Annotated in this window: 10 protein-coding genes; 7 read left to right on the top strand and 3 right to left on the bottom strand. The window is 66.5% G+C overall.

What is annotated here, in order from left to right:
* The 3 genes from meaB to L288_RS32135 all read left to right on the top strand — a co-directional run.
* Positions 1–848: methylmalonyl Co-A mutase-associated GTPase MeaB (gene meaB / locus L288_RS32125; protein ID WP_021238331.1), on the top strand; the 848-nt coding region annotated here is incomplete at its 5' end.
* Positions 845–1453: an EthD domain-containing protein gene (locus tag L288_RS32130; protein WP_021238332.1), complete on the top strand. Its 609-nt coding sequence runs from the start codon at positions 845–847 to the stop codon at positions 1451–1453. The genes meaB and L288_RS32130, both read left to right, overlap by 4 nt.
* Positions 1454–1556: 103 nt before the next feature.
* Positions 1557–3776 (top strand): beta-glucosidase family protein, encoded by a 2220-nt coding sequence (locus L288_RS32135; RefSeq protein ID WP_021238333.1) that lies wholly within the window; start codon positions 1557–1559, stop codon positions 3774–3776.
* Positions 3777–3833: 57 nt separating this feature from the next.
* Here L288_RS32135 and L288_RS32140 read toward each other — a convergent pair whose 3' ends face one another.
* On the bottom strand, positions 3834–4595 hold the full coding sequence (locus tag L288_RS32140) for an SDR family NAD(P)-dependent oxidoreductase (RefSeq protein ID WP_021238334.1): 762 nt from the start codon (positions 4593–4595) through the stop codon (positions 3834–3836).
* Between the two features lie 13 nt (positions 4596–4608).
* Positions 4609–4869 (bottom strand): hypothetical protein, encoded by a 261-nt coding sequence (locus tag L288_RS43035; RefSeq protein WP_150113371.1) that lies wholly within the window; start codon positions 4867–4869, stop codon positions 4609–4611.
* Between L288_RS43035 and L288_RS32145 the strand changes: the two genes are divergently transcribed.
* The 4 genes from L288_RS32145 (at position 4851) to L288_RS32160 (ending at position 7555) form a co-directional block, all read left to right on the top strand.
* On the top strand, positions 4851–5255 hold the full coding sequence (locus L288_RS32145; RefSeq protein WP_031304395.1) for a hypothetical protein: 405 nt from the start codon (positions 4851–4853) through the stop codon (positions 5253–5255). The two genes, L288_RS43035 and L288_RS32145, sit on opposite strands and share 19 nt — an antisense overlap.
* Positions 5256–5385: 130 nt before the next feature.
* Entirely contained in the window at positions 5386–5691 is a 306-nt protein-coding gene (locus L288_RS32150; RefSeq protein ID WP_021238336.1) for a hypothetical protein, read from the top strand.
* Positions 5688–7274 carry a PepSY-associated TM helix domain-containing protein gene (locus tag L288_RS32155; protein WP_021238337.1) on the top strand — a complete coding sequence of 529 codons (1587 nt, stop codon included), beginning with the start codon at positions 5688–5690 and terminating at the stop codon, positions 7272–7274. Before L288_RS32150 ends, L288_RS32155 begins: the two co-directional genes overlap by 4 nt.
* Entirely contained in the window at positions 7271–7555 is a 285-nt protein-coding gene (locus L288_RS32160; RefSeq protein ID WP_021238338.1) for a hypothetical protein, read from the top strand. The genes L288_RS32155 and L288_RS32160 overlap by 4 nt, the downstream gene beginning before the upstream one ends.
* A gap of 19 nt (positions 7556–7574) precedes the next feature.
* On the opposite strand, the gene L288_RS32165 is transcribed toward L288_RS32160, so the two are convergent.
* Positions 7575–9182 carry a ShlB/FhaC/HecB family hemolysin secretion/activation protein gene (locus L288_RS32165; RefSeq protein ID WP_021238339.1) on the bottom strand — a complete coding sequence of 536 codons (1608 nt, stop codon included), beginning with the start codon at positions 9180–9182 and terminating at the stop codon, positions 7575–7577.
* Positions 9183–9361 lie beyond the last annotated feature (179 nt).

The following is a 9361-nucleotide window of genomic DNA, read 5'->3' on the forward strand; positions in this document are numbered from 1 at the left end:
TCTTTCCAGCCACCGGCCGCGCGCAGATCGTCGGCGTCACCGGCCCGCCGGGCGCGGGCAAGTCGACGCTGACCGACATGCTGGTGGCGGAGCTTCGCAGCAGGGACAAGCGCGTCGGGGTGATCGCCATCGACCCGTCCAGCCCCTTCACCGGCGGCGCGATCCTGGGCGACCGGGTGCGCATGGCGCGCCACGCGCTCGATCCCGGCGTGTTCATCCGCTCGCTGGGCACGCGCGGGCAGGCGGGCGGCCTGTCGCGCTCCACCCATGACGCCTGTCTGGTGCTGGACGCGATGGGATTTGATATCGTGATCGTGGAAACCGTGGGCGTCGGCCAGGATGAAATCGATGTCGTCAACCTTGCCCACACCACCATCATCGTCGGCGTTCCGGGGCTGGGCGACGAGGTTCAGGCGGTCAAGGCAGGCCTGATGGAAGCAGGCGAGATCTTCGTCATCAACAAGGCGGATCGCGACGGCTATGAAGCGGCGCATCGGCAATATGAGTTGATGCTGCACCTGCGCGAACAGGCCGCCGGAGCGCGGGGCGGCGGCTGGTCCGCCCCGCTGCTGCGCGCCATCGCCACGGCCGGAGAAGGCGGCAAGGAGATTGCCGACGCCATTTTCGCGCACCGTTCTGCGCTGGAGGCGCGGGACGGCTTTGCCAGACGATCCGGCCTGCGCGAACGCGAGCAGGCGCTCACCATTTTGCGGGAGCGCCTTGCCGCGCGGGCGCTTGCCGCGCGCGGGCAAGCCGTGCTGGCGGACGTCGAGGCGCGGCGCATCGACCCCTATACGGCGGCGGACAGGCTGCTGGCCCAGATCGATGGAGAGGACCGCCGGGCATGACGAAAAGCATCTGCGCCCTTGTGCACCGCCCCGATTCCGATCGCGCCGCATTCCAGGCCTATTATGAAGAACATCACGCGCCTTTGGGCGTGCGGCACTTTCCCTTCACGCGCTATGTCCGCAACCATGTCATCGGCGGGGCGCCTGTGGACTTCGACACGATCAGCGAATTCTGGGCCAACGACATCGCCGCCACGGCGGCGCTGATGGACGGGCCGGTGGGCGGCATCATGCGGGCGGACGAGGCGAAGTTCATGGACCGCAGCCGCATCGCGCCAGCAGGAGCGGAGGAGCATGTGCTTTCCCCCGGACCTCCGGCGGATGAGGACGGGCTGAGGACCGCGTTCCTTGTCGACCCCAGCGGCATGGCGGATTGGCGCGACGATTTTCTCGCCTGGGCCGGTGGGGTGGCGTCGAGCGTTCCGGGCATGTCGATCGACTTCGCCCAGTCCTGGGGCGACCCGCCCTTTCCGGCGGCGGCGGTGCTGTGGATGCCGGGCGATGGTGATCCCGGCGCGATCCCGCAGAATCTTGGTGTCCGGCGGCTGATCGTCCGCCGCGCCGAAACTCCGGCGGATCAGTTGAAGGGCAATGCTCGCGAATAATCGAACGATACCGATCGAATATTGACCTGCGGAAGCTGGCGGGATAAGCAACGCCATTGCGTCCGTCAGCAAGAAGGCCGCGTTCAGTAGAGGAAATCGTCCGATGAAAAGGCTCCGCGCCATACTGTTGACGGTGGTGATCTCCACCGCCCTTAGCCCTGTCGCAGCCGCAGCGCGCGAGTCCGGGGATGCGGCGGAGCGCCGCGCGGAACAAACGCTGTCGAAGATGACGCTCGGGGAAAAGGTCCGGCTGCTGCACGGGCCGATGCCCATGATGCTGCCCCCATCCAAGCGCCCCGAAGGCGTGGCGATGGGCGCTGGCTTCATCGAGGGCGTTCCGCGCCTGGGCGTGCCGATGCTGGTGGAAACGGACGCGAGCCTGGGCGTGTCCAACCTGATGGAAATCCGCAAGGGCGACGTCGCGACGGCGCTGCCGTCCGGGCTGTCGCTCGCGTCGACTTGGGACCCGGAGATCGCGCGCGCTGGCGGAAAGATGATCGGGTCGGAAGCGCGCGCCAAGGGCTTCAACGTGATGCTGGTGGGCGGCGTCAACCTGGTACGCGATCCGCGCGCTGGGCGAAACTTCGAATATCTGGGCGAAGATCCGCTGCTGGGCGGTGAACTGGTGGGCGCGCAGATTGCAGGCGTCCAGTCCAACAACATCATCGGCACGATCAAACATTATGCGCTCAACGCGCTGGAGACCGGCCGCAACATCCATTCCGTCATCATGGACGAGGGTGCGATGCGCGAAAGCGACCTGCTGGCCTTCCAGATCGGCATCGAAAAGGGCAATCCCGGCTCGGTAATGTGCGCCTATAACCGCGTCGGGGGCGTCTTCGCGTGCGAAAACAGCTTCCTGCTGAACGACGTGCTGCGCCGCGATTGGGGCTACAAGGGCTATGTCATGTCGGATTGGGGTGCGGTCCATTCGACCGAGGCGCTGCTCAAGGGGCTGGACCAGCAGTCAGGCGAACAGGTCGACGCCAAGCGCTATTTTTCGACAGAACTGACCAAGGCTCTGGAGGAAAAGCGCATTCCCGTGTCCGCTGTGGACACGGCCGCGCGGCGCATCCTGCGGTCGATCTACGCCCATGGCGTGGCCGACAACCCGCTGCAACCGGGCCAGCCGATCGACTATGACGCCAATGCCGCCGTTGCGCAAAAGGCCGCCGAGGCGGGCATCGTGCTGCTGCGGAACGAAGGCGGGATATTGCCGCTGGCCGCTGGCGTCAGGAGCATCCTTGTCGTGGGCGGAAATGCGGATGCGGGCGTGCCCGGCGGCGGCGGATCGAGCCAGGTCGTTCCGGTCGGCGGGCTGAAACGCGTGGTTCCCGGCGCCAGCACCGGCACGGCCGCCGCTTTCGCCAAGCGTGGCTATGGCGGCACCGCGCCGCTCGATGCATTGCGGGCCGAGTTCCCCAACGCCCGGATCAGCTTCCTAGACGGCAAGGATGCCGCCGCCGCAGCAGCAGCGGCAAAGGCCGCCGACATGGCGATCGTCTTCACGGAAAAATATGCGACCGAGGCGATCGACCATCCCGATCTGTCGCTGGGCGAAGGGCAGGACGCGCTGATCGACGCGGTGGCGAGCGCCAATGCGAAGACCGTGGTCGTCCTGCAAACCGGCAATCCGGTGCTGATGCCCTGGCAGGCGAAGGTGCCCGCGATCCTTTCCGCCTGGTTCGGCGGCCAGCGGGGCGGCGACGCCATCGCGCGCATCCTGTCGGGCAAGGTCAATCCGTCGGGCCATTTGCCCGTCACCTTCCCGGCGTCCGCCGACCAGCTTCCCAACCCGGTGCTGCCGGGATCGAACATCCCCCCCGCCAACAAGGAAACCCGCGCCGTTTACGGGCTCCAGGCAGGGCTGCAACCCTATGACATCAGTTTCCCCGAAGGGTCCGACGCGGGCTATCGCTGGTTCGACAAGAAGGGGCTGAAGCCGCTCTATCCGTTCGGCCATGGGCTGAGCTACACGAGCTTCCGCTATGATGGGTTGAAGGTGACCGGCGGCAAGACGCTGACGGTGCGCTTCACGGTCACGAACACGGGCGATCGGGAAGGCGCGGACGTGCCACAGGTCTATGTCACGCGGCCCGGCAAGGCCAAGCGGCTGATCGGCTGGGGCAAGCCGGACCTCAAGCCGGGCGAAAGCCGCGAGGTGACGGTGACGGCCGATCCGCGCGTTCTGGCGGACTTCGACGCCAAGGCGCAGCGCTGGGTGGTGCCCGCCGGACCGGTGAAGGTGGAGGTCGCAACCTCCGCCGCCGATCCGGTGCTGACCGGGACGGCCCGCCTGTCGCGCGTGACCCGCAAGCCCTGATCCCTGACCCGCCAGCGCATCATGCCTGTTCCGGCGTGATGCGCTGGCCCGCAGGGCTCAGCCCGCGACCTGCCCTCCGTCCACCGACAGGGCGATGCCGGTCACGTTGCAGGCGTCGGCCGAGGCAAGATAGGCGACAGCCGCCGCTATTTCCTCCGGCGCGCTGGTCTTCCCCGTCTTGGGCGACAGGCGCGCGATCTTGGCGAAGTCCAGCCATTCCGGCATGGGCGTGACCGTGACGGTAAGCGGCGTATCGACGCCGCCGGGGCAGATGGCGTTCACGCGCACACCCTTGTCGGCATATTCCACCGCCATGGACCGGGTGAGCCCGTTCACCCCCGCCTTGGCCGCGCAATATGCCGCGGCGAAAGGCACACCCGCCAGCGACGCCGCCGACGACATATTGACGATATTGCCCCTGGTCTCCAGCAGATGCGGCACCGCATATTTGCTGACGAAGAAGACCGCATTCAGGTTGATGCTGATGACGCGTTGCCAGCGCTCGACCGGATATTCGTCGGCGCGGGACCAATCCATCACCCCCGCATTGTTCACCACTATGTCCAGCTTGCCGAGTTTTTCGACAGCCTCAGCCACCAGCCGTTCGCAATCACCGGCATCGGCGGCATCGAAGCGGATGGGGAAGGCCCTTACACCGTATGCGCTGGCGATTGCCTGGGCGGCGGCGGCCGCTCCTTCAAGGTTGATGTCGGCGACCACGACATCGGCCCCTTCCGAAGCCAGCCGCTCCGCCGTCGCCTTTCCTATGCCCGAAGCCGCGCCCGTCACCAGGGCGCTCTTGTCAGTGAAACGCTTCATATCACCTCTCCCATCAGTCCGGCCGGGGAACATTGGCCGCATCATCAATGCGTAGCCACTGCTCCAGCCATTTACGCACATTTGAACCAAAGGCCATGTTGCACGGCGATCTGCCGAAAGCCAGACCCGGTTGCACGGCTTGCTCAACAGCTTGTCCTGCCGGACCGGGCAGTTCCTGGATTGGGCCTTTGAAAGCCGGGCGTATGCTCCTAAAACAATGTGCAAAATCAATATGCCGCCACAACGGATCATCCGGTGAATAATAGCCCGTCACAACGTCTGCATGACCGGGAGCGGCGGCTGCTCAAGGGACAGATGCGCCATCCGCGCCTTGGGCTGATCGACATCCTCATCCGGGACGTGTCGGAACGGGGCATCGGCGGAAAATGCACGTCGGACATCGTGGCGGGCGACCGGGTGACGATCCACCTGACCGGATATCCGCCCGTGGATGGAACGATCGCATGGCGCAATGGACAGGCCTTCGGCGTCCAGCTGGACGCGCCGGTCGATCCTGCCGCCGTCAAAAGCCCGCCGCAGCCGGAAACGCCCGTCACAAGCCACGAAGTCCCTCGGCCGTTCAGACCAACGGTCAGCACCCGAAGACCCGGCTTCGACCGCAGGCGCACGGGGCCGAAAACGGGTTCCGACTGGACCTGACGCCGCGAGGGCGGCTCCTCCGCCATTATGCCGCTGATGTGCAATCAATTCTCAATAGCGATCTTCTTGTCAGACGCTGGATCAGCCGCTAACGAGTTGAAGCATGTCACAACCTCCGCCGGAGTCACCCGTGCCGACAGCCTGGCGCCCATGGCTACGCTTCCTGCTCGCCGGGCCGGGCGCGATCGTCGTCGCGCTGGTGGTCATGGCGGGGATGGCGCTGTGGCTGCCCGGTGGCGCGGCGGGGATCGACAACCTCGTGCTGCCGCTGGTGCTGGTGCCGCTGATCTGGGCGGCGCTGTTCTTTCATGCCTGCCTCGACCGCAAGCTGGCGCGGGTGGCGATCGTGGCGGGGGGGCTGCTGCTGGTGCATGGCGCGCTGATCGCCCACAAATTCCTGGACCATGAGATGGCCGGACAGGAGATTCACCGATGATCCATTTGCCCAAGGAAGAGACCAAGCTGATGGTCGCCGTCCATGGCTGGTCGGGGATCGTGCTGGGCCTGTTGCTCTACGCCGTCGTTATCACCGGCATGGCGGCCGTGTTCGCCGAGGAGATCGGCCTATGGTCGGCCGGGCATGTCCAGACGCAGTCCGCCTTCGAACGGCCCTTTGCCGATACGGTGCGCAAGCTGGGCGCGCAGACCCCGGCCAAATATCATGAGGGCGTCGACCTGTTCGAGATTGGCGACCATGATCTGGGCGCCTTTTTCCACCGGCATGAAACCGAACCGGATGGCGAGTTCGTCAGCCGGGGATTCTACTATCAGCTCGACCGGGACGGCAAGGTCGCCAGCAAGCAGTTCGGAACGGGCGAGGAGGTGTTCGGCCCGCGCAACGACGACGCGCTCAGCCATTTCCTGGTCGATACCCATGTCCGGCTGCATGTGCCCAACCCGTGGGGGCTGCTGCTGACCGGCATCCTTGGCCTTGCGATGCTGGTCGCCGCCGTGTCGGGCCTGCTGATCCACCGGCATTTGTTCAAGGACATCTTCACGTTGCGGCGGAAGGCCAATCCGGTCCTGTTCAACCGCGACAGGCATAGCGTGGCGGGCACGTGGAGCCTGCCCTTCGCCTTCGTGCTGGCCTTTACCGGCAGCTTCTTCTCCTTCTTCGGGACCATCGGCGTGCCGGTGGTCGCCATGGCGGCCTTTGGCGGGGACGTTGCGGCGCTCAACGAAGCGGTGTTCGGCAATCCCGGAAAGCCCGATCCGCGCCCGGCCGGGATGGGCAATCTCGACCGGATCGCCAGCGACGCCATCCGCCGGACGGGGGAGGTGCCGACCTTCGTCAGCATAGAGAATTTCGGCCGCGCCGATGCGAAGGTGACCACATTCCACCCGCCCAGCAGCGGGGACCTTGCGCCCGTCAGCCTGCTCTATGACGGGGCGGAAGGACGTTTCCTCCATACCAAGCCGCTGATCGGCACGACTCCGTCCGCAGGGGGCACGCTCGCGGCGATCATGTCGCCGCTGCACTTCGGCAACTTCGCGGGCATTGTGTCGAAGGCGGTCTGGTTCGCGCTGGGCTTCGCCATGTGCTACGTCACCTTGACCGGCCTGCGGCTATGGCTGGTGCGGCGCGAGGCTGGCGCGCGATCGCTCGACTGGCTTGACCGCATGGTGACGATCGTCGGGCTTGGCCTGCCCTTCGCGCTGGTTTCCACCGCCGCCGCCTTCCTGATAGCAAAGCCGATGGGCAGCGCAGTCTACTGGACGACCGCGGGATTCCTGATCAGTTCGGCCCTCGTCATCGTAGCGGGAGCGCTGTGGCGGTCCAGCGCCAGCTTCGGGCGCTGGCTGCAAATCGGCACCGGCCTCATCATGGTCATGCTGCCGCCGCTGCGCCTGCTGACCGGAGGCCCCGGCTGGATGAGCGCCTTCGCCGCGAACCAGCCGATGATCGCCGCCGTAGACGTCGCCCTGCTTGCGGGCGGGGCATGGATGCTCTGGCTGATGCTGCGCCCTGCGCCGGGGACGGTGCGGCAGCCCCTCCCCTCCTTGCAGGCGGCCGAATGATGCTGCTTCCGCTCGCGGCCACGGCCTTTTCCACCGCCATCATCCTGCTGCTCTGCCTGGGCGATCCCAAGCGCAGGCGGTCGGCGCGGATAACAGGGGAAGGCCAGGGCACGGCGATCCGCCGGGTGCTGGCCGGAGCCGCGCTGCTGCCCGGCCTGTTCTACGCGGTCAGCGGCAGCGGGGCGGCCTTCCTCATATGGCTGGGAGGGTGTGGCGTGGCCGGTTGGCTGGTCACGCTCTTATTGTCTCCCGCGCAGAGCGGCGAGACGCAACGGCGATGAAGCGGGAACGCAGCCCCGCTCACCGCCGCAGCTTCACGTGCCAGCCAATGTTGAACCGCCATCCGTCCCCGGCGGCGGGATAGGCGCTGTCGATCACCCGCGCGCCCTCCAGCGTCAGCGATGCATGGGGATTATAGACCAGCCGCAACCCTCCCCCAGCCGAGGCGAGGTCATAGTCGGTCTGCGGGATGCCCAGCCGTTCGAGCACCCGGATGCGCGCGCCATCGATGAAGCCATAGACTTCGCTATCCTTGAGCGCCTTGCCCGTCACCGGCCGCCAGGCGAGTTCCAGCGACCCCGCCACGCCCCGGTCGCCGCTGAGGATCGCGGTTTCGAAGGCGCGGCCATATTCCGGCCCGCCGATGGCGAGGCGCTCATTCCCTGACAGCCGGTCGCGGCTATATTGGCCGGTCGCGCGCACGCGGCCGACGAAGCGCTTGCCGATCATCCGGTCATATCCGATCCGGCCGGTCAGCTTGGTGAAGGTGGGATCGGTAAAGCCCGGCGTTCCGCGCGCGTCCAATATGTCGAGGCCATGGCTGGCGCTGAACGCCGCCGACAGCACGCTCTTGTCGCCGATGGAGGAATAGCCGATCGCCGCGCGGAGAGTGCGGATATGGTCGGACGACAAGACCGATCCCAGCAGCGCCGCATCGCTGTTGAGGCCGTCCAGCCCCGCGCTGACGGTCAGGTTGCGGCGATAGCTTCGGATCAGCGGATAGCTGACGGTCAGTCCCAGGGTCCATGCCTCCCCGGTGATGGGAAAGTCCTTGAGCCGCGTATCGAGATGCGAGGCCGACAGGCCCAGCATCAGTCCGTCCGACCCGATCGGCGTCTGGTGGCCGAGGCCAACATAGCGGTATCGCTTGAGGTCGATGGCGCTGAGCAGCGTCAGGTCGGTACGGTCGCCATCGCGCAACAGGCTGTTGAACTGGGCGGTCGCGCGCAACTGGCCGGTGCCGAGTCCGCTTTGGGTGCGATTGTCGATGCCGAAGCTGAAATCGCTATATTCCCGCTTCGGCGTGATGGAGAGGCGGACGCCGCCCGCCTTCGCGCCGCGCAGCAGCGACACGTCCACCTTCACCCCCGCCATGTCGCGCATCAGCGAAAGATAGCGCTCCAGCGCGCGGCGCGTCAGCGGCCGTTCCGCGCGCAGCCGTTCCGCATAGGCGCGGATGAGGGGGCTGGCGCCCTTGGGATAGACGATATCCTCGACAAAGCCTTCGGCCAGGACCACCTTGACCTGACCGGTCGACAGGTCCTGTTCGGGAATGGCGACGGTATAAAGGGCGATGCCGCTTTTCGCATAAGCGGCGGAAATGGCCTGGGCCAGGGAGGACAGCGTTTCCTTCGACGCGGGCCGCCCCAGATAGGGACGGGCGGCAGCGGCCACGCTTTCGGGCGCTTCGACGCCGGTGAAGCTGATGCCGCTGATCGCCACGCCCGCATCCCCGCCCTCCACGGCGACCAGATCCCTGGGCGTGGATCGGGGCAGCTTTTCCTGACGATCGGGCGAAGCGCCGGGGACGGGCTGTTCGCCCTGGCCGATCAGCGGGGGCGCAAGGGTCGAAGGAGATGATTGCACCGCCAGCAACAGGGTTGCGGCAGCGAAGCTGAGCGCGGCCATAGAAGGCTTTCTAAAGAGTGAAGAAGAAGCCGGAAACGCGGGGTGCCTGCCGCGCTTCCGGCCCAAGGATCACGGACGGGTGAGGTTCAAGCCGCCCGTCAGCGCGTTGAGCGTACCGGATACGACCCCGGTGACGGGCGCGAGCACGCCGCCGGGAGAGGCGGTGGCGCCTGCCTGCA

The sequence above is a fragment of the Sphingobium quisquiliarum P25 genome, assembly GCF_000445065.1.
Classification (GTDB): Bacteria; Pseudomonadota; Alphaproteobacteria; order Sphingomonadales; family Sphingomonadaceae; genus Sphingobium; species Sphingobium quisquiliarum.